Origin of the sequence: Carboxylicivirga mesophila (assembly GCF_018271975.1) — a bacterium.
GTDB classification, from domain to species: domain Bacteria; phylum Bacteroidota; class Bacteroidia; order Bacteroidales; family Marinilabiliaceae; genus Carboxylicivirga; species Carboxylicivirga mesophila.
Genome location: NZ_JAGUCN010000009.1, coordinates 53,424 through 72,186, shown reverse-complemented (window position 1 = coordinate 72,186; position 18,763 = coordinate 53,424). Strand labels below are relative to the sequence as shown.

Here is an 18,763-nt window from a genome sequence, read left to right as displayed (position 1 = left end):
TTATTATTATTGTCCAATTAATTCTTCGATAACGTGGTTAGCTCTTTCCTCATCAGTTGCATACCTGTTTTTTAATGTATCCCGAAAAAAGAACAGACGCAAAACTGCAAACATGATAAACAGCTTCACCAGAATGATGACCCATAATGTGCGCGCCCAAGGCGACAGGTTACGAAATCCATCAACATAAAAATGATATATCTTTTTGAAAATGTGCATGAGTATCAACTATTCTGAATAGCTCTAACGAAAGAGCAAATTACTTACTTAAATTGAAAAGAAACACGATAAATGTCGCTTTTTAACAGACAATATATAGAACGTTTGAGCACTATTAATTCTTTTCAATAAATGTAAAAAATATTTAAATAGTCAATCAAATGCATTCTTACAACTGACTGTTAGGGTATTAGGATGATTGAGTGTTATGAATATTATTGCAATAATGATTAATTGCATGTTAAAATCATTAAACAGATTTGGAAGTTAATTTGATTTTGTTCATCTTTACGAAGTAATCAGGTAATTAAATACCAAAAAGAAATAAATGACTGTAATACTGATTTACAGTTGGATTTATGAATGATTTTAATTAAATTAATTGAGTTTCCCAAAATATTAATTGTTAAACACCCGGACAATTGTGTTAAAGGAAACAGAAAATGTTAAACAATAATACCCAGAAAGATGACCGCAGAACAATTCAACCATCGACTATTGGGGCTTCAACAAAAAATGTTTAGCTATGCCCTTACATTAACAGCGAATGAGGAAGATGCCCACGACCTTGTTCAGGAAACAAACTTCAGAGCCCTCTCTTCAAGAGAGAAGTTTGTGATGAATACCAACTTTTCAGCGTGGATGCACACCATCATGCGCAACTCATTTATCAACAATTATCGCCGTAAGTACAAAATGCGTCAGGCACCTATGCTAGTTGATGAAGTTAACTACTTATCTAATAAGTACTATACTGATGACACACCTGATGTTATACATTATACCGGCGAGATTCATTCGCAGATGAATAAGCTGGAAGGTGAGTTTAAGCAACCATTGACTATGCATATGGAAGGCTACAAATACAAAGAAATAGCTGAACAGTTGGATATGCCGATAGGTACGGTGAAAAGTAGAATATTCTTTGGCCGCAAAAAGCTTCAGAAGATGATCGAATTAGCGATTGACTAATCTATATTGATATAAGACCATAAAAAAAAGGTAAACCAAGTGGTTTACCTTTTTTTGTATAATTAAGTCTTTTCTAATTCTTGCTTAACTCTTCAGCAGCTGTTTGGGCTTCTTTAATGATTGAAACAATAGAGATGTCTTCTCCAAGGCCAGCTTGCATCCATGCATTAGGTGTAATAGAACCAATTTTAAATAATCGCTCCACTTCAGGCGCAAAGTCTGCTGTTTTAAGGTATTGCTCTACCTGGAACTGAATTAAATGGCCAAATGCATAGTTTGACAGGTAGATGGGACTATTAATCATGTGAGAATAAATAGCCAGAATAGGTTGATCGTTGATGCCAAATACTGGTGCATAAAACTCGTTCCAGATATCAATAGCAATTTGCTGTACAGCCACTTTTAATTCATCGGCAGTGGCTTCGGGATGATGGTAAAGCCACTTCCACATGCGTTGATCAAGTAATGATACACCCATAATTTCATAGGTTGACCAGAAATTATCTAGGATCTGTAAAGCTTCTTTTTCTGGATTGTCATTTTTCATATCCAGCAATTCCAAATCGCGCTTCTGGAAGATGAAAGCCAGTGCCTCAGTAAACGCCGTGTTAGGTACACCGTTAAGCATGTAGTAATCCACATCGTAAAGCGAGATGGTTTGCTCTACATTATGTCCGAATTCGTGAATAGCAATGTTGTAGCCTTTATAATCCATGCCACTCTCCGGGATTCGTGTGCGTAGGTGAGCTGTTTCACCTTTCATTGATGCACCCCAGGCATGACCAGAACCGCGGGCCGGATCGACATCGATGCGCTCTGCCAGAAAGGAGGCCTTTTCTTTCGTAAAACCTAATTTCACTAATAAATGGGCTAAGTCATCATCCAAGGCTTTGGCATTTGGGTAGCGCGTGCGGGTGATATTGTTTAGTGTATTCTCATCAATAGCGCTGCGGGCTTTAAAGCCATCGTACCAGATGTCCCATGGTTGCAAATCGCGTCCCAGTCGTTGCTTAATTAATTCACCAACCTGCTTTAAGGCATCTGATGACATGAACTCAACAAATAGTTGCTCGGCATCAGCCTGAGTGATTTCCATGCCTCCCTCGAAAGCTCGCTTCACAGCCGTATTCAATGGTGTGTAGGCATCCATCTGGCGCATAGCATGGAAGTTGTTGATGATTTGTTGGTAGCGGCCGTTGTCTTCACTGGCTAGTTCTATTGTCTGGCCATCTTTATATACCGCATTGCTATAAGGATTCCACTGGTAGTCGCCATTATTGATGACATCCTTTGGTATTGTTTGATCGATAATGCGCTTCATCACTTCATAGACCATTCCTTGCAGCTGAACACCATCAGCTCCTTTGCTATAATGCGATTTTATTTCATCGCGCAGGTTCCAGTGTGATAGCAGTATCATATCTTCCGGAAAGTAGGTCTGCATTTTATCATCCACCAGTTGCCCCATGTATATGTTGTAATTGGCGATATACATTTCTGATGCGGAACCAACTTCTGATACGTTTTGAAGAATCTCAGCCGGAATACGTGCTGTAAATACATCTCCCATTCTGGCATAAGCCCACTCTTTACGCGTCCAGGTAGCTGCGTTTTGTTCTTTTTCAGATAATGAGTAGTAAGGGAAATTCAAGGCAATATTAAAGGCCAGCTTATTGCGGTACATATCTTCGATAAGATGAGAGCCTGCACTATATCCTCCAAAGGTTTTGTCAATGTCGATGATGTCACCCATTGGCTCGTGGAGCGGACGCTGCAGTTCAAGGGCTATTTTATTGAAGTGGCCGTAAAGTATTTCTAGGTTGCGACTCACTTTTTCAAACATCAGCTCCTTTTGCGAAGCATCAGCTATAAAATGTTTTTCGCAGAATTGCTGAAAATCGCTTTCAGTGCCATCCACGTTGCGCCAAAGCGAGGCAGCATGCTTAACCCCACGATTAATTATTTGAGCATTGGCATTGGGATGTAATTTTTCTATAGCAGCCACAGTCGTTTTAATTGTAGCTTCCGAAATATTAGCAACCTCGGTTTGTTGGTTGTTGTCACTTTGTTCATGACAAGCTGTTATTGTCATGATTGTTAATAGCAGAAACAGATATTTTTTCATACGGTGTGATTTGAATAAAACAGATTGTATTTCCCCAAAACTATAAAACACAGCGAGATAATAACAGGATATTTGGCAGTATTTACCAAATATCCTGTCGCAATTGTCAGACTGCTTCTTTTTTCCATCTGCCTTTTTTAAATAGCCAGGCAGCTAACAGGGTCATGCATCCTTCAGCAATGATGATGGCATAAAATGCACCTTCTTGTTGAAAGCCAAGTTGAATGGCCATTATATAAGCCAGCGGTATTTCAATCATCCAGAAGGCTATAATATTAATGCGTGTTGGCGTTCTGGTATCACCAGCACCATTAAAGGCCTGCGTCATCACCATGCCAATGCCGTAAAAGGCAAATCCATAGGAGATGATGCGCAAACATTGAATGCCTGCATTCAGCACTGTTTCATCAGTTGTGAATAAGCCAACAAACCAATGTGGATAAATGATAAACAGTATGCTCAATCCACCTAAAAATATCAGATTAATGCGGGCAACACCCCATACGGCTTTTTCTGCACGCCCGGATTCTTGAGCGCCCAGGTTCTGACCAACCAATGTGGCCGCTGCATTACTCAATCCCCACGATGGCAATAGTGAAAACAAGATAATGCGAATACCGATGGTGTATCCGGCTAAAACTTCGCTGCCAAAGTTGGAAATGATACGAACCAGAAATATCCAGCTGGATGTGGCAATTAATGATTGAGCTATGCCACCAAGTGATATTTTAATGAGCTTAGCAATACGTTGCCAATCAATAGTTAGAGGGATGCTGCTAAAACTAACCCGGCCATTACCTTTCCAAAGCACATAAAGCTGGTAGGCTACGGCGATACCTCTTCCAATATTAGTGGCAATAGCAGCACCGGCAATACCTAATTCAGGAAATGGCCCGATACCAAAAATCAGCAAAGGATCAAGGATAATGTTCAATCCATTGGCAATCCACAATACCCGCATGGCTATGGCTGCATCGCCTGCACCACGAAAGATGGCGTTGTTGATAAATAGCAGCATGATTACCAGGTTGCCGCCAAACATGATGGATGTATAGGCCGACAATTCGTTGATGATGGCTGGTGATGCACCCATTAACTGCAACAAATCTTTGGCAAATACAACACCCGGAATTGCGATTAACAGGGAGATAAGAGAACCGGCAATAATAGCTTGCATACCTTCTTTTGATGCTTCTGTTTTGTTTTTCTCACCAATCCGGCGAGAAACGAGTGCTGTAGTGGCCATGCTTAAACCAAAGGCAATGGCATAAATGATGGTTAATACGCTTTCGGTGATACCTACAGTGGCTACAGCATCTGCTCCAAGCCGGCCAACAAAGTAGATGTCGGCCACAGCAAATACCGATTCCATCACCATTTCCAGTACCATAGGAATGGCTAATAAAAACACAGCTCGACCCAAAGGAATCTGTGTGTAATCCTGGGATGAACCAGCTAGGGCCTCTTTAAAGTCATTCCAGATTGTACTCAAGCGTTTGGTATTAATCTTTTGTAATAATATAGTTCTATTTTGTTTAGTCATCACGTTTTAATTTCTGTTTTAACTTAAATTTTGAATGAATTGTCAGGTGCTTGAAATTATATGTACAAGCAAAAACAGATGTGCACACGCGCACGGATACAGGATAAACAGCTGGTGTCATCATGGTAAAGTCCTCCTTAGTTAAATTGATTAAATAATAAATGAAATGAATGGATACAATGAGTTGACCTTGCTTAGAAGTTATAGCAGACGCTGTAGGTCGGATAATTGGATATGTAGCTCATTGTCATCATAATGAGACAAAGATGCTTAGAATCATCGATATGTGCAAGATGTGTGGGGCGGAATTATTATAAAAAGTAGTATTTTGGCGTCAGAAAATTAAAACCTTATCAAATGAATGACCAAAGCCGCCTGATTTCAGCCGTTAGCTACATTACCATTGTAGGATGGGTTATTGCATTAATACTTCGACAAAATGAAAATCCTAAAAGTGAATTAGGTTTGTTTCACCTGCGCCAGTCATTTGGCACACTTATACTGTTTTTTATTGCCTCTTTTGCTAAGATTATGCTGGCCACTATTGGCCTGTCCTGGCTGGGAAATGTAGTTGGTTTAGTCGTATTGGTTTTGTGGCTGATTGGCTTAATTGGTGCTATTCAAGGTCGTTTTACGAAGGTGCCTTTTGTTGGCGATTGGTTTCAGGAGAATTTTAGGTTTATCGCCTGATACTATAAAAACAACTCGCACCACTTTTGAAATTGCTTCACCTGGTGTTCACCATGCTTGCGCATCGATTTAATGATCTTATCTGTGCTTTTTGCTTCTCTTAAGGAGCGGCTTTTACTATAGAATTTATCGGCGAAGCAGATAATCTGTTCTTCAATACTTATGGGTTGCATGTTACGATGGGGAATAGGCAGCTTCTGTTGCTTGATGTCATCAACAGATAATCCGGTTCCTGTATGACGCTCACATACGAATGCATGCCTCGGATATCCTTCTCTTTTCAACAGGTCGTGGCCAAGGTAGCCATGGCAGATGTATGGAAATGTGCCATAGCAGTTTAAATCAGGTGCATTGGTGAGATAGATGCCAATGTCGTGTAACATGGCGGCTTCAGCTACAAATTGCACATCGGCTTCCAATTCAGGATGGTTGGAGACAATGTCGAGTGCTTTATCCCTAACGGCTTTACTGTGTTCGGTTAAGGTTACCCATAGGGGGGAGTTGGGCGTGTAATATTTGTTGATGATGGCTTCTGTTTTCATGCCATAAAAATACAAAAAGGCTCGTAGCTTATTGACAAGGTTGTGGCTAAGCTAAGAGCCTTTTGTATTTTATCATTTATGTCGGCTTTTTAGTTCGCGGGCCAAATCCTCAATACGATAGCCTTTGTGCGTTAAAAGCACAATCAGGTGGTAAAGCAAATCGGCCCCTTCATATAAAAAGTTTTCATCATCATTGGCCATAGCACCAATCACTGTTTCAATAGCTTCCTCGCCTACCTTTTGAGTAATTGTTCTCACACCTTTAGTGAATAATTTAGTGGTGTAGGAATTTTCAGGCATTTCTTCTTTTCGCCTGTCGATAAAATCCTGTAAGGTTTTTAAGAACAGGATATCCTCGCTGGTATTCTCTTCTCCCCAGCAGGTATCGGTTCCTTTATGACAAACCGGACCAACAGGATTTACCTTAATAAGCAAGGTGTCGTTATCACAATCGATAGCCATTGATACCACATTCAGAAAGTTACTCGACTCTTCGCCCTTGGTCCAAAGGCGCTCTTTGGTGCGCGAATAGAACGTGACTTTGCGTTCGGTTTTGGTCTTTTCATAGGCTTCTTCGTTCATAAAGCCCAGCATCAGCACCTTGTTGCTGGTGTTATCCTGAATAATGGCAGGTACGAGACCATTGTTGAGTTTGTGGAAATTTATTGTCATGATTATTTATAGCTGATAGCTGACAGCTGATGGCTGACGGCTATTGTTTTACATTCAGTTTATTCATTAAGCTTTGCAGCATCATTATTTCTTCAAGTAGTAATGAACGCAGATTATCTACCAAGTCTTTTTCTGTTAAATCCAGTTCTTTAATAATTTCAAGCTGGGTATCTAGCTCAAAGCAGCTACCTAACGAAATTTCCAAGAAGCGATGATAATCTTTTTCACTTTTTCTGCTACTACCTTCGGCAATGTTAGATGGTATAGAAACAGCAGATCTGTTCATTTGGGAAACAAGATTAAACTTCTCTTCAGGCGGTAAAAATTTTGTTAGTTGGTATGTCAATTTAACAATCTCTATACCTTTTTGCCAGATTCGTAATTTTCGATAATCTTTCATGACTAGAGTTAAAGGGAAAGGCTATAATCTATTAGCCATTAGCTGTCAGCTAAATTCTAATTGGAATTTGTTCATTATTCAGGTAAGCTTTTAGGTCCGGAATGCCAATCTCTTTAAAATGAAAAATGCTTGCAGCGAGTCCGGCGTCGGCTTTGCCTATAGTGAATACATCCTTAAAGTGCTCCATCTTGCCTGCTCCACCTGATGCTATTATTGGAATATTTAGGTTGTCGCTCAATTTAGCCAGTGCGTTATTGGCAAAGCCCTGCTTCACGCCGTCGTGGTCCATGCTGGTGAAAAGTATCTCTCCGGCACCTCGATCTTCACACTCTCTGGCCCATGAAAAGAGCCTCTTGTCTGTCGGGATACGTCCTCCATTGACTGTGACTACCCAATCGTCGCCTTGCTCGTGTTTGGCATCGATGGCGGCTACCACAAACTGGCTGCCGAAGTTCTGGGCCAATTCATTTATCAAATGGGGATTACGAACTGCTGATGAATTGACGGAAATCTTATCCGCACCGGCATTCAATAAGGCGTCGGCGTCACTTAGTTCACTAATGCCACCACCAACCGTAAAAGGAATGTTAATGTTTCGGGCAATGCGCTTAACTAAGTCCACAAAGGTTTTACGTCCTTCATGACTGGCTGTAATATCCAGAAATACCAATTCGTCGGCTCCCTGCTCGGCATATAGCGCTCCCAACTCAACCGGGTCGCCCACTTCTTTTATTTCAACAAACTTTACCCCTTTAACCGTTTGGCCATTTTTAATATCGAGGCATGGAATAATTCTTTTGGCTAACATGTTAGTTCCTTTTTATAAAAATCTCTCCAGCTCCTTAAGCTGAATCTTTCCTTCATAAATTGCTTTACCGAAGATGACAGCAGGGATTTTGGCTTCCGCCAGCTTCTCAATATCCTTAATACCACTCACTCCGCCACTGGCTACAAGGTATAATTCCGGAAGTTCACCAAGTATCTCCTGATATAATTCAATGGCAGGCCCCTGCAGCATGCCATCTTTGCTGATATCTGTACAAATCACTTTTTGTATGCCCTTTTCAGTGTAACCTTTGATAAAAGGGATCAGCTCCTGATCGGTTTCTTCGAGCCAGCCGGTTACTGCAATTTTATTGTCTTTGGCATCTGCTCCCAGTATGATTTTCTCAGAACCATATTGTTCTATCCAGCTTTCGAACTCCTCAGAATTCTTAACAGCGATGGAGCCACCTGTGACCATCTGCGCACCAGATTCAAATGCAATATGTAGATCCTCAGAGCGCTTTAAGCCACCGCCAAAGTCAATGATTAGATTAGTTTGGCCAGCAATGCGTTCAAGCACTTTGTAGTTGATGATCCGCCCGGCTTTGGCACCGTCCAGATCCACCAGGTGAAGCCGTTTAATGCCATGGTCTTCAAATTCTTTGGCTACTTCAAGCGGATCTTCGTTATATACTTTTTTACTGTTGTAATCGCCCTGACTAAGTCGCACACACTTACCATCTATAATGTCAATGGCTGGTATGATGTCTATTTTATTCATTTTTTTTAAAAAGCTGTTAGCTGCTAGCTTATGGCTGTCAGCTCTCCTGTTCGCAAGCTCACAGGATGGTTAATAGTATTATAATCTTAAAAAGTTAGCTAAAATGCGTTCGCCTACCGAACCACTCTTTTCAGGATGAAACTGAGTGGCGTAAAAATTGTCCTTTTGCAAGGCGGAGCTATAAGGTAGAATGTAATTGGTTGTGGCCGCCGTATCTTCACCCAGGGCTACATAGTAGCTGTGTACAAAATAGACGTATTCCCCTTCCAGTGATGCATCAAAAAGCGGTGTTTTCACATCGGTAATCTGGTTCCATCCCATGTGTGGGATTTTAGTGTTTTCCATATTGCCTTCTGGTAGCTGGAATTTTCTTACTTTTTCATCGAAAATATTTAAGCAGTCGACATGACCTTCCTCAGAATGGCTGCACATGAGCTGCATACCCAGGCAGATCCCCAAAACGGGCTGTTTCAGGTTAACAATCACTTTATCCAGACCTGTTTCCCTCAGATAGGCCATAGTAGTACTGGCCTCGCCAACCCCGGGAAATATGACTTTATCAGCTTGTTGAATTTGGGTTGGATCAGCAGTAATCTCTGCTTCGTAACCTAATCGCAGCAAGGCATTATTAACCGAACGAATATTGCCGGCGTTGTATTTGATGATGATGATTTTCATGATATGTGCTTAGTGCATGGTGCGCAGTGCCCGTGCTTAGTTCATTTTCTTTTTGAGGCTTTTAATAAGCGCATTAAGTAGTTTTGCAATCTCTTCAGTTTTAGCGTCTATTTCCCCATAGTTATCCCGTGCAAGGAACCCAAGATTGAGACTGATTTCAACTTGAGTTTGAAGTTCAAACAGGGAGCCCCTTGCGATATTAAGGAAACGTATAAAGTCGGGCAAAGAATTTCTTCCAAATCCTTCGGCAATATTGGATGGAACTGAAACAGCCGCTCGTCTAATCTGATTGGTCAAGCCAAACTTCTCGTTTTCAGGGTAGCTATCCGTTATAGAATAGATGTCTGTAACTAATTCCATTGCCTTTTGCCAAGCATGTATTTCCTTATAAGTTTTCATATCTATAGGGTTATTGTTATTACTCGACTGCGCACAGTGCACTATAGCACCAGGCACTATTTTCGTGCTTCGGACTTATTTAATTTCCTCCCCAATCTTCTTAACTAATGCGGCAAACTCCTCTTTATTAAATAAGCGCGTCAGGAATATGATTTTACCTTCTTTATCAATCAGCACGTTGCGAGTAACGCCGGCTTTCTTATCCGCATACAATCCAAAGATGTCGGCATTATCATCCAGTCCCATGGGGTAGCTGATGCCGGTTGCTTCAATCATCTCCAGGGCTTTGGCTTTGGGTTCGTCACGGTCAACGCCAAATACCTTTAATCCTTTGTCTTTGTAGGCCTGCCATATTTCTTTTTCGATGTGTGGCATTTCTTTGCGGCACACGCCACACCAACTGGCGGTAAACTGCAGCATTACTAAATGCCCGCGCAGGTCTGATAATTTAACGCTTGAACCATCGGTTAAGGTCATTTCAAAGTCGGGCGCCACATCGCCAACCTTAACTAAATAACCACGGTCATCTGCTTGTTGAGCGAAGCTGTTAAGGGTAAAAAGGGCCATAGTCAGGACTAATACGAATTGTTTCATGGGTATTTTTTTGTTTGTGAATATTAGTTAGGCGAATATGATGGTTTTATTTTTATATACCAATGTCTTGCGGTCGATATGTGCTTGTACTGCACGCGACAGCACCATCTTCTCCACATCTTTGCCTTTTTGCACCAGGCTCTGTACCGTGTCGTGGTGCGATATTTTAATCACATCCTGCTCAATGATTGGTCCGGCATCCAAATCAGAGGTGACATAGTGCCCGGTGGCACCAATCAGCTTCACGCCTCGTGAGTGCGCTGCATGGTAGGGCTTAGCCCCCGCAAAAGCCGGCAGAAATGAGTGGTGAATGTTGATGATCCGGTTAGGATAAAGTGCATTGAACTCTGACGACAGAATCTGCATGTAACGCGCCAATACGATGAAATCCACTGTGTACTCTTTACACAAGCGAATTTGCTCTGCCTCCACCTCGGGTTTATTGTCTTTGGTTAGTGGCAAATGGAAATAGGGGATGCCGAACTGATTGGCCACCTGCTCCAAATCATTGTGGTTACTGATGATGAGCGGAATCTCCACATTCAGTTCGCCGGCACTGTAGCGTGCCAGTAAATCGTACAAACAGTGCGATGCCCTCGAAACAAAGATCGCCATGCGCGGTATCTGCGATGAGAAATTCAGTGTCCACACCATCTGCATGGGCGTGGCAATCGCTTCTTCAAAGGTTTGTTGGAGCTTCTCCGGGGCGATGGCAAACCCGTCGAGGTCCCATTCAACGCGCATAAAAAAGCGCTCCTCGGCACGATCGGTGTGCTGGTCGAGGTAAAGGATGTTTCCGTTGTGGCGGTATATAAAATCGGTGACGTTGGCCACAATTCCTCTTTGGTCGGGACAATGTATTCGTATGATGGCGGTGTTTTGCATTCTATTGTTGAATTGTTTAGTTGTTAATTTGTTGAGGTAAAAAATAGTCGTCGGACTTTGCGCTTCGGACTCCGGACTTTAATTCTTAATCGTGTTAATAAAAGCCTTAATCTGTTGTTTGTCGGCCCCATGTTCGCTGAGCAGTTTCACAAAGGCACTGCCGATGATGGCTCCTGCAGCATGTTGGCAGGCTGTTGCAAATGTGTCGCGATTGCCGATGCCAAAGCCTATCAGTCGTGGACTCTGCAAGCCTAGGCCGTTCACGCGGTTGAAATAGTCGATTTGATTCTGTTGCACATTCTGTTTGGCGCCGGTGACCGATGCCGATGATACTACATAAATAAAACCTTTGCTGTGAGCATCAATCAAACGGATGCGCTCATCCGATGTTTGTGGCGTAATCAAAAAGATATTGGCGATACCCGCCTCATTGAACGAGGTCTCATACAGCTCTCGGTATTCATCGAAGGGCAGGTCGGGGATAATGACACCATCCACGCCAATTTCCCGACATTTGGCGATGAACTTCTCCACACCATATTTAAAAACCGGGTTAAAATAGCCCATTAGCACAATGGGTATCGTAATGCTATCGCGCATGGTTTGCAGTTGCTCAAACAGCAACTGAATGCTCATGCCATTGTCCAATGCCTGCTCGCTGCTGGCCTGTATAGTGGGTCCATCGGCCAAAGGGTCTGAAAATGGCATACCTATCTCCACCAGATCGGCGCCTCCTTCCTGCAAGGCTTCCAGCACTGGCATGGTGTCATTTACAGTGGGGTAGCCGGCCGTATAATACACCGAGCAGATATCTTTTTTATTCGTAAAGAGTTGTTGTAGTCTGTTCATATCCTAAAGCTATTTGCTGTCAGCTACTAGCTGCTTGCTTTGTTAATTATTTTCTGATAGAAGCCTTCTTCTTATTGTTTGTATGGCACTTGGTACTGTCAACATGGTCCTCGCTACTGTCAGCATCGTACTCGCTACTGTCAGCATCTTCCTCGGTACCGTCAACATCGTACTCGGCATCGTCAGCATGGTGCTCGGCGCAGTCAGCATCGTACTCGACACTGTCAGCATCGTCCTCGGTACTGTCAGCATCGTCCTCGGCATCGTCAGCATCATCCTCGGCATTGTCAGCATCGTACTCGGCACTGTCAACATCGTCCTCGGCATTGTCAGCGTCGTCCTCGCCATTGTTAGCATCGTGCCGGGATGATTCATTATCGAACTGTTAAAACCCAAAGCGTTCCATATAAGTGGCCATGTCTTTATCGCCTCTTCCCGAGAGGGTAATCACCACAGCATCGTCCTTTTGAAACTGCATTTTGTCGAGCGCTGCCAGTGCATGGGCCGATTCAAGGGCCGGAATAATGCCTTCGAGCTGTGTTAACTGCAGGGCGGCATCCAGAGCCTCTTTATCGGTGGCCGACAGAAACTGTGCACGACCGGTATCAAACAAATGCGCATGCTGTGGGCCAATGCCCGGATAATCCAATCCTGCCGAGATGGAGTAAGGTTCGGTGATTTGTCCATCCTCACTCTGCATCAGGAAGGTTTTACTGCCATGGATAATGCCCATATCGCCCAGAGCGATGGTGGCTGCCGTATCACCTGAGTCAACGCCCATACCGGATGCTTCCACAGCCACCAGCTTCACCCGTTCATCGTCCAGAAAATGGTAGAACGAACCGGCGGCATTGCTGCCTCCACCCACGCAGGCAATCACATAATCAGGATAGTCCTTACTGGTTTTTTCGTTGATTTGCAGCTTTATCTCTTCACTGATAACCGCCTGCAGGTGGGCCACCATATCGGGATAAGGATGCGGTCCTACTACCGAACCAATAAGGTAAAAGGTGTCCTCGGGGTTGCATATCCAGTCACGCAAAGCCTCGTTGGTGGCATCTTTCAGGGTTTTACTGCCCGAGGTGGCTGCCTTCACTTCGGCACCCAGCATCTTCATGCGCGCCACATTGGGTGCCTGGCGCTGAATGTCAATTTCACCCATGTACACCACACATTGCAGTCCCATCAGTGCACAGGCCGTAGCGGTGGCCACGCCATGCTGTCCGGCGCCTGTTTCGGCAATGATGCGCTGTTTGCCCATGTGCTTGGCAATCAGAATCTGTCCTACCGTGTTATTAATCTTGTGGGCACCCGTGTGGTTCAAATCTTCGCGCTTGAGGTACACATTGGTCTGGTACTTTTCCGATAGTCGCTTGGCCAGATAAAGTGGCGAAGGGCGCCCCACATAATCCTTCAGCAAGGCTTTGTACTCCTGCTGAAAAGCAGGTGAATCGATAATGTCTTTGTAAACCTTCTTCAGGTTCTCAATATTGGGGTAGAGCATCTCTGGTATGTAGGCCCCTCCAAAGCGGCCATACATGCCATTCTCATCTGCCTGGTATTTACTCTGCTTGCTCATGCTGTGTTGGTCTTATGGCTTTAAAAAATTCCGATAGTCGCGGAATATCTTTAAGTGCTGGTTTAATTTCAAATTTACTGTTGATGTCTATGGCCTTCAGGTTGAGGTGTTCCAGGTGCTGAATGTCGGCCACATCATCGGGGCCAATGCCGCCGCTTAAAAACACCGGACGCGCATTGTTGTAGTTCTTCAATAGTTGCCAGTTAAACTTTTGTCCGCTGCCACCAAAGGCCTTGGTCTGTGTGTCGAACAAAAAGTAGTCGCAATAGTCCTGGTAACGCCTGGTTTGTTGAAAGTCAAATAATTCATCAATGCGAAATACCTTCATCACCTGTGCGCCCGACTGTTTCAAAATGAAGCAGAGCTCAGGTGATTCATCGCCATGCAGCTGTATGATGTCGAGCCCAAAAGCGATGCGTTTCTCGTTGATGGTGCGCTCGCTAGCATTGACAAAAACGCCTACCTTTTTAATGGATGCATCCATTTGTGCATGCGGTGGTTTTTCCACATAGCGTGGCGACTTTTCGTAAAAAATGAAGCCAATATAATCGGGCTTTAGCTCAATGAGCTCCTGTATATTGGAGCTATCGCGCATGCCACATACTTTTATTTCAGGTGCTGGTTTCATCCTTTGTTACTTAACTGGTTAATGTTGCTGTTATGCATTGGCTTTAACGGCAATGGCTTTGGCAAACCTGGCAAAAGCTTCGGCCGGATTGTTTGTCTTCATAAAGTTCTCACCAATCAGAAAGCCATCAAAACCGTTCTCTCGCAGGAAGAACACATCTTCGGGCGAATGAATACCGCTTTCTGAAATCTTCAGCTTGTCGGCTGGCAGCCTATTAGCCAGCTGAATGGACTGCTCCAGGTTCACTTCAAAGGTTTTGAGGTTGCGGTTGTTAATACCCACCACATCCACAAACGGATTGAGTTTATCAGCTTCTTCCGGTGCATGCAGCTCCATGAGTACCTCCATACCCAGGTAGTTGGCCAGGGCACCCAGCTCTTTCGCCTGGTTGACATCCAGAATGGCAGCGATGAGCAAAATAGCACTGGCACCAATGGCTTTGGCTTCATACACCTGGTAAGGATCAATGATAAAATCCTTACGCAGAATTGGGATGGTCGTCAGGGCTCTGGCTGTTGTTAAGTCCTGGTTGCATCCGCCAAAGAACTGCTGATCGGTTAATACCGAAAGGGCAGAGGAGCCGGCCTTTTCATAGCCGGTAACCACCTCTTCAACGGTTGCATTACCATTGATGATGCCTTTAGAAGGCGACTGACGTTTAAACTCGGTGATGACACCCGTTTTGCCGGGATCTGCAATGAAGCCTTTTAATGAAGGTACAGCTTCGTTAAAGAGTGGCTGGTCCATCAGCTGCTCCTGCGATGTAGTTTTCGCAGCTTGTTGAACTTCAATTTGCTTGTGTGCGACTATTTTATCGAGAATATTCATGGCTGTTTCTTAAATGCTAATAAGGGTTGATAGTACCTTGGCGGCCTGGCCATTCAGCAATGATTGGCGCGCCTCTTCGATGTTCTGTTCCAGGCCTTTTTCAGGTGAGTAGCAATTAAGGGCGAGTGCGGCATTGGCAATCACCACATTGTTTTGTGCCTCGGAGCCTTTGCCCTCCAGTATGGTTTTAAATATATTGGCTGCCTCCGGTACGGTGTCACCTCCAAATATTTCTTCTGGTTGAATCTGTTTCATACTAAAATCATTCGGTGAATACACCAGTTCGCCTGTGTTGGTGATGGCTTTAAAATCACCAGTCAATGACACTTCATCATAGCTATCAAGGGCATGTACAATGCTGTATTGGATGTTGGTTTGTTGATAGATGTATTGGTACACTCGTGCCAGCTCTAAACTGAAAACCCCGACCAGCTGATGTGCAGGGAATGATGGATTAACCATTGGCCCCAGCATATTGAAGAAGGTTTTCAAACCCAGCTCTTTGCGGATAGGAGCCACTACTTTCATGGCCGGGTGAAACAGCGGCGCATGCAAGAAACAGATGTTGGCCTTATCCAGCTGTTCCTTCAACTTGTTTTCGTCGTTGGTAAAGCGGTAGCCCAGGTACTCCATCACGTTGGACGAACCACATGAGGACGATACACTGTAGTTGCCATGCTTAGCCACTTTGGCACCTGTACCGGCCACCACCAGCGAGGCCAGTGTTGAAATGTTAAAGGTGTTTTTACCGTCGCCGCCGGTACCGCACATATCAATGGTCCGATAGTCCGATAAGTCCACTCTCAGGCAGAGCTCCAGCAGCGCATCGCGAAAGCCTGATAGTTCCTCAACAGTGACAGGGCGCATCATAAACACCGTTAAGAAGGCCACCACCTCCGACTGGTTATACTGCTCCTTGGCAATATTCACCAACACGTTCTTGGCCTGGGCCCGTGTCAGTGTTTTGTGGTTAATGAGTTCTTTTATGGTTTGTTTAATGCTCATGGTGAAAAAAACTTCTGGCTGCTTGCTGTTCGCTGATAGCTTTTGGCAGCTTGGTTAATATTAAGTCCCCGGTCTTCCGTCTTCTGATTAATCACTATTTCTCTATCCAGTTTTTAATCATCTGCTTGCCATGCTCAGTCAGCACCGATTCAGGGTGAAACTGTACACCACGCACATCATACGCTTTGTGCATCAGCCCCATAATCTGGCCGTCCGCTTCTTTGGAGGTGATAAGCAGTTCAGCTGGTAAATCCTCTTCATTCACCACCCAGCTATGGTAGCGTCCGGCTTTAAAGCTTTCAGGCAGGCCATTGAACAGGTATTCATCTTTATTAATGACTTCAACAGGTGTTGCAACACCATGGTATACTTTGTTGAGGTTACGGATGCTGCCGCCAAATACCTCCGCAATGGCCTGGCAACCGAGGCAAACGCCCAGGATGCTCTTGCTGGCAGCATATGTTTTGATAAGTTCCTTCAGAATACCTGCTTCGTCGGGTATGCCGGGGCCGGGTGACAGGAGTATCTTATCGTATTGGGCTACATCGGCCAGGCTGATTTCATCGTTACGAAATACGTCAACTTTTTCATCTATAATCTCCTCCACATAATGGACCAGGTTATAGGTGAACGAATCGTAATTATCCAGGACTAATATTTTCATTTTTATATTGCTTATAGTTGCTTGAATATTTTTATTGTCAGAAGTCAGACGGTCAAAGCAAGAAGCAGTTAGTTTGACTTCTGCCCTCTGCCTTCTTACTCTTTTACTTCATTAAAACTCTTCGGCTAAGCGGATAGCTTTCTTTAAAGCACCCAGTTTGTTATTCACTTCCTGTAGTTCGTTTTCTTCTTTCGATTCACTGACCACACCAGCTCCGGCCTGATAAAACAGCGTATTGTTTTTGCTCAGAAAGGAGCGAATCATAATGGCCTGGTTGAAACTGCCATCAATGCCAATGTTGCCGATGCAACCACCATAGTAGCCCCTGTTCTGGTTCTCAATGGAATCAATAAGCTGCATGGCTTTATATTTGGGAGCTCCTGATAAGGTGCCGGCCGGAAATGTATCGGCCATCACGCGTGACGCAATAGAACCCTCTTTTAATTGTCCGCTTACATCAGAAACCAGGTGGAGTACATGCGAGTAGTACTGCACTTCCTTGTAGGTATTAACGGTTACCTTTTCGCAGTTGCGACTCAGATCGTTACGCGCCAGGTCCACCAGCATTACGTGTTCAGCATTTTCTTTTTCATCCTCACTCAGCTGAATAGCTAGTTCCTGGTCTTTCGCATCGTCGCCAGTACGCTTAAAGGTACCGGCAATGGGATTGATGGTCGCCATGTTGTTGTCTATCACCAATTGAGCCTCTGGTGAAGAACCGAATATTTTGTAATCGCCATAATCGAAGTAGAAAAGGTAAGGTGAAGGATTGATATTACGAAGGGCGCGATAAACATTAAACTCGTCGCCTGCAAATTGCTGTCTGAACTGACGTGACAGAACAATCTGGAAAACATCGCCTCTGAAGCAATGTTCCTTGCCTTTGGTCACCTTGGCCATGTATTCTTCATCACTAAGATTTGACTGTTCCTGGTTAGATGGTGTAAACTGAAAAGTAGGAATGGTGCGGTTGTAAAACTGCTCAATGATGTTGTTGCTTTCTGACTTTTCATTGTCTCTCAGGTTCTCAATCAGGTACAGTTGGTTGGTAAAGTGGTTGAATGCAACAATGTATTTGTAGTAGGTGTAGCGTAGTTCGGGGATTGAATGCTCCTCTTTTCGCTCAGCCTCAAATTTTAGTGAATCGAAATACTGCACCGCATCGAAGGTGGAATAGCCAAACAGGCCATTGATTTTGATGGGGCAATCGGAATTGTCCACTTCAAGGCTCTTGATAAATCTATCAAGCAATTCAGGAACATTATTATCCGCACTAATTTTAACAGGTTGCAATTCCTTATGTGCTTCGCCTTGCATGACATAGCCTTTATCGGCAATAAACTCATACAAGGGCTTGAAGCAAATGAACGACATGGAGTTGCTATTGCCATGGTAGTCACTACTCTCTAGCAGAATAGTGTTGGGGTAGGCATCACGTAGCTTCAGATACAGACTCACTGGCGTTGTGACATCGGCCACATTGGCTGGTATGGGGGTTGCAAGTGTTTTAATAGTTATTGTGTCCATGGTATGTTCAATTTACGGAATTAAAAAAGGCTTACCGAGAGTTTCGATAAGCCTTTGTTCATATTTTTTACATATACGACGATTGCCCTTAACTCTCGGTTGAAAGATAAGTGTGATGCCACCAGCCTTTATGTGTTAAAATCATATTCATTGTCTTGCTTTTGCAATTGTACGCCACAAATATTTGAAATAAATTTTTTAAAAACCAAACGGATTTGGTGAATTTTTCTTCATTAGCAGATAATCTGTAGGAATATCTAGTGTCGATGTTATAAATTACAACCTATTGAAGCTGTATTGTTATAAAAAAAAAGGTGATTCGAAATCACGTCTGAAATCGAATCACCATTACTCAGGTAAAATTAAAGGGTTGAATACTTTTTATACTCAGGAAACAGACGTATTCAACCCGGGGAAC

Annotated in this window: 22 protein-coding genes; 3 read left to right on the top strand and 19 right to left on the bottom strand. The window is 43.6% G+C overall.

Annotation, left to right across the window (positions count from 1 at the left end):
• Positions 1-6 precede the first annotated feature (6 nt).
• The gene (locus KEM09_RS09390) at positions 7-219 is read right to left on the bottom strand and encodes a DUF4492 domain-containing protein (RefSeq protein ID WP_212227842.1); all 213 of its coding nucleotides are present in this window, start codon (positions 217-219) and stop codon (positions 7-9) included.
• Between the two features lie 468 nt (positions 220-687).
• Here KEM09_RS09390 and KEM09_RS09385 point away from each other — a divergent pair, with 468 nt between their 5' ends.
• A complete protein-coding gene (locus tag KEM09_RS09385; RefSeq protein ID WP_212191524.1) occupies positions 688-1,191 on the top strand; it encodes a sigma-70 family RNA polymerase sigma factor in 504 nt (167 codons plus the stop codon).
• A gap of 73 nt (positions 1,192-1,264) precedes the next feature.
• Here KEM09_RS09385 and KEM09_RS09380 read toward each other — a convergent pair whose 3' ends face one another.
• Together KEM09_RS09380 and KEM09_RS09375 are read right to left on the bottom strand one after the other, a co-directional pair.
• Positions 1,265-3,316 carry a hypothetical protein gene (locus tag KEM09_RS09380; protein ID WP_212227841.1) on the bottom strand — a complete coding sequence of 684 codons (2,052 nt, stop codon included), beginning with the start codon at positions 3,314-3,316 and terminating at the stop codon, positions 1,265-1,267.
• 106 nt (positions 3,317-3,422) lie between these two features.
• On the bottom strand, positions 3,423-4,859 hold the full coding sequence (locus KEM09_RS09375; protein ID WP_212227839.1) for an MATE family efflux transporter: 1,437 nt from the start codon (positions 4,857-4,859) through the stop codon (positions 3,423-3,425).
• 357 nt (positions 4,860-5,216) lie between these two features.
• On the opposite strand from KEM09_RS09375, the gene KEM09_RS09370 reads away from it, so the two are divergent.
• A complete protein-coding gene (locus KEM09_RS09370; protein WP_212227837.1) occupies positions 5,217-5,549 on the top strand; it encodes a hypothetical protein in 333 nt (110 codons plus the stop codon).
• 2 nt (positions 5,550-5,551) lie between these two features.
• Here KEM09_RS09370 and KEM09_RS09365 read toward each other — a convergent pair whose 3' ends face one another.
• From KEM09_RS09365 to trpA, 10 genes are all read right to left on the bottom strand, one after another.
• Positions 5,552-6,091: an HD domain-containing protein gene (locus tag KEM09_RS09365; RefSeq protein WP_212227835.1), complete on the bottom strand. Its 540-nt coding sequence runs from the start codon at positions 6,089-6,091 to the stop codon at positions 5,552-5,554.
• Between the two features lie 72 nt (positions 6,092-6,163).
• Positions 6,164-6,763, bottom strand: a complete 600-nt coding sequence (hisIE, locus tag KEM09_RS09360) for a bifunctional phosphoribosyl-AMP cyclohydrolase/phosphoribosyl-ATP diphosphatase HisIE (RefSeq protein ID WP_212227833.1) — start codon at positions 6,761-6,763, stop codon at positions 6,164-6,166.
• A 40-nt stretch (positions 6,764-6,803) separates the two neighbouring features.
• On the bottom strand, positions 6,804-7,163 hold the full coding sequence (locus KEM09_RS09355; RefSeq protein ID WP_212227832.1) for a four helix bundle protein: 360 nt from the start codon (positions 7,161-7,163) through the stop codon (positions 6,804-6,806).
• Between the two features lie 49 nt (positions 7,164-7,212).
• Complete coding sequence (hisF, locus tag KEM09_RS09350) at positions 7,213-7,971, bottom strand: imidazole glycerol phosphate synthase subunit HisF (protein ID WP_212227830.1); 759 nt, start codon at positions 7,969-7,971, stop codon at positions 7,213-7,215.
• 12 nt (positions 7,972-7,983) lie between these two features.
• A complete protein-coding gene (gene hisA, locus KEM09_RS09345; protein ID WP_212227828.1) occupies positions 7,984-8,709 on the bottom strand; it encodes a 1-(5-phosphoribosyl)-5-[(5-phosphoribosylamino)methylideneamino]imidazole-4-carboxamide isomerase in 726 nt (241 codons plus the stop codon).
• A gap of 78 nt (positions 8,710-8,787) precedes the next feature.
• On the bottom strand, positions 8,788-9,387 hold the full coding sequence (gene hisH / locus KEM09_RS09340; protein ID WP_212227826.1) for an imidazole glycerol phosphate synthase subunit HisH: 600 nt from the start codon (positions 9,385-9,387) through the stop codon (positions 8,788-8,790).
• Between the two features lie 36 nt (positions 9,388-9,423).
• Positions 9,424-9,786, bottom strand: a complete 363-nt coding sequence (locus KEM09_RS09335) for a four helix bundle protein (protein ID WP_212227824.1) — start codon at positions 9,784-9,786, stop codon at positions 9,424-9,426.
• A gap of 75 nt (positions 9,787-9,861) precedes the next feature.
• Positions 9,862-10,380 (bottom strand): TlpA family protein disulfide reductase, encoded by a 519-nt coding sequence (locus KEM09_RS09330; protein ID WP_244824933.1) that lies wholly within the window; start codon positions 10,378-10,380, stop codon positions 9,862-9,864.
• A 27-nt stretch (positions 10,381-10,407) separates the two neighbouring features.
• Entirely contained in the window at positions 10,408-11,265 is an 858-nt protein-coding gene (gene purU, locus KEM09_RS09325) for a formyltetrahydrofolate deformylase (protein ID WP_212227821.1), read from the bottom strand.
• A 78-nt stretch (positions 11,266-11,343) separates the two neighbouring features.
• Positions 11,344-12,114, bottom strand: coding sequence for a tryptophan synthase subunit alpha (gene trpA, locus KEM09_RS09320; RefSeq protein ID WP_212227819.1), 771 nt, complete (start codon positions 12,112-12,114; stop codon positions 11,344-11,346).
• Positions 12,115-12,196: 82 nt separating this feature from the next.
• Between trpA and KEM09_RS09315 the strand changes: the two genes are divergently transcribed.
• Complete coding sequence (locus KEM09_RS09315; protein WP_212227817.1) at positions 12,197-12,484, top strand: hypothetical protein; 288 nt, start codon at positions 12,197-12,199, stop codon at positions 12,482-12,484.
• 15 nt (positions 12,485-12,499) lie between these two features.
• Here the strand turns inward: KEM09_RS09315 and trpB are convergent, their stop codons facing one another.
• From trpB to KEM09_RS09285, 6 genes are all read right to left on the bottom strand, one after another.
• Positions 12,500-13,693 carry a tryptophan synthase subunit beta gene (gene trpB, locus KEM09_RS09310; protein ID WP_212227815.1) on the bottom strand — a complete coding sequence of 398 codons (1,194 nt, stop codon included), beginning with the start codon at positions 13,691-13,693 and terminating at the stop codon, positions 12,500-12,502.
• Positions 13,677-14,321: a phosphoribosylanthranilate isomerase gene (locus KEM09_RS09305; RefSeq protein ID WP_212227813.1), complete on the bottom strand. Its 645-nt coding sequence runs from the start codon at positions 14,319-14,321 to the stop codon at positions 13,677-13,679. Before KEM09_RS09305 ends, trpB begins: the two co-directional genes overlap by 17 nt.
• A gap of 30 nt (positions 14,322-14,351) precedes the next feature.
• The gene (gene trpC, locus KEM09_RS09300; protein ID WP_212227811.1) at positions 14,352-15,149 is read right to left on the bottom strand and encodes an indole-3-glycerol phosphate synthase TrpC; all 798 of its coding nucleotides are present in this window, start codon (positions 15,147-15,149) and stop codon (positions 14,352-14,354) included.
• 9 nt (positions 15,150-15,158) lie between these two features.
• Positions 15,159-16,154: an anthranilate phosphoribosyltransferase gene (gene trpD / locus KEM09_RS09295; protein ID WP_212227809.1), complete on the bottom strand. Its 996-nt coding sequence runs from the start codon at positions 16,152-16,154 to the stop codon at positions 15,159-15,161.
• Between the two features lie 94 nt (positions 16,155-16,248).
• Positions 16,249-16,818, bottom strand: coding sequence for an anthranilate synthase component II (locus tag KEM09_RS09290; protein ID WP_212227807.1), 570 nt, complete (start codon positions 16,816-16,818; stop codon positions 16,249-16,251).
• 111 nt (positions 16,819-16,929) lie between these two features.
• Positions 16,930-18,345, bottom strand: coding sequence for an anthranilate synthase component I family protein (locus KEM09_RS09285; RefSeq protein ID WP_212227805.1), 1,416 nt, complete (start codon positions 18,343-18,345; stop codon positions 16,930-16,932).
• Positions 18,346-18,763 lie beyond the last annotated feature (418 nt).